Consider the following 1,077-nt stretch of genomic DNA (forward strand, 5'->3'; position numbering starts at 1 on the left):
AGTTCTGAGGCAACGACCGTTGCCGGCTTTGAGTAGAACACACAATTGAAGAGTGTGCTTGTTCGCTCGAAACCATTAGGGTTTCGGTGGTCATAGCGTAGGGGAAACGCCCGGTTACATTCCGAACCCGGAAGCTAAGCCTTACAGCGCCGATGGTACTGCAGGGGGGACCCTGTGGGAGAGTAGGACGCCGCCGAACAATCTTTGGGAAGGACCCCTGGTCCCCAGCGTTCAGCTGGGGACCAGGGGTCCTTTCGTTTTTCCAGGGCGCACCGGGTACTCGGTTGCGCGAGAATGACTTTGCGGTACCGAAGACAGGAGTCACCGATGTCCACCAACTCTCCCGACGACCGACCGGAGCGCGACCAGCGGCGACGGGACAGTGGTGACCGCGGCGACCGGAGCGGTCAGCGCGGGGACCGTGGCGGTTTCCGTCGAGACAATGACCGTGGTGGCTTCCGTCGTGACGATCGCCGTGACGACAATCGCGGTGGCGGGTACGGGCGTCGCGACGACCGTGACCGTGGGCCGCGTCGTGATGACCGGGACCGTGGCGGCGACCGTGGTTTCCGTCGCGATGACCGCGGGGGCGACCGTCCGTCCTTCCGCCGCGATGACCGTGGTGACCGCGGTGAGCGTCCCTCGTTCCGGCGTGACGACCGCAGGGACGACCGTCGCGACGACCGTGGCGGTGACCGTCCCCCCTTCCGTCGCGACGACCGCCGTGACGACCGCGGTGGCTTCGGCCGGCGCGACGACGACCGTGGCGGGCAGCGTGGTGGTTTCCGTCGTGACGATCGCCGTGACGACAATCGCGGTGGCGGGTACGGGCGTCGCGACGACCGTGACCGTGGGCCGCGTCGTGATGACCGGGACCGTGGCGGCGACCGTGGTTTCCGTCGTGACGACCGTGGCGGTGACCGTCCGTCCTTCCGCCGCGATGACCGCAGGGACGACCGTCGCGACGACCGTGGGGGCGACCGCCCGTCGTTCCGCCGCGACGACCGCGGTGAGCGTCCTTCGTTCCGTCGTGACGACCGCAGGGACGACCGCAGGACGACCGTGGGCGACGTCCCC

The 1,077-nt window shown here is 68.1% G+C and carries 1 rRNA gene and 1 pseudogene; both read left to right on the top strand.

The features are described 5' to 3' along the window. Positions 1-82: 82 nt before the first annotated feature. Positions 83-199 (top strand): 5S ribosomal RNA (rrf, locus tag JHAT_RS33440). Between the two features lie 252 nt (positions 200-451). Next, positions 452-1,077, top strand: a pseudogene (locus JHAT_RS33445) (hypothetical protein); the annotation flags it as partial.

The organism is Streptomyces sp. JHA26, from assembly GCF_002005565.1.
GTDB lineage: Bacteria > Actinomycetota > Actinomycetes > Streptomycetales > Streptomycetaceae > Streptomyces.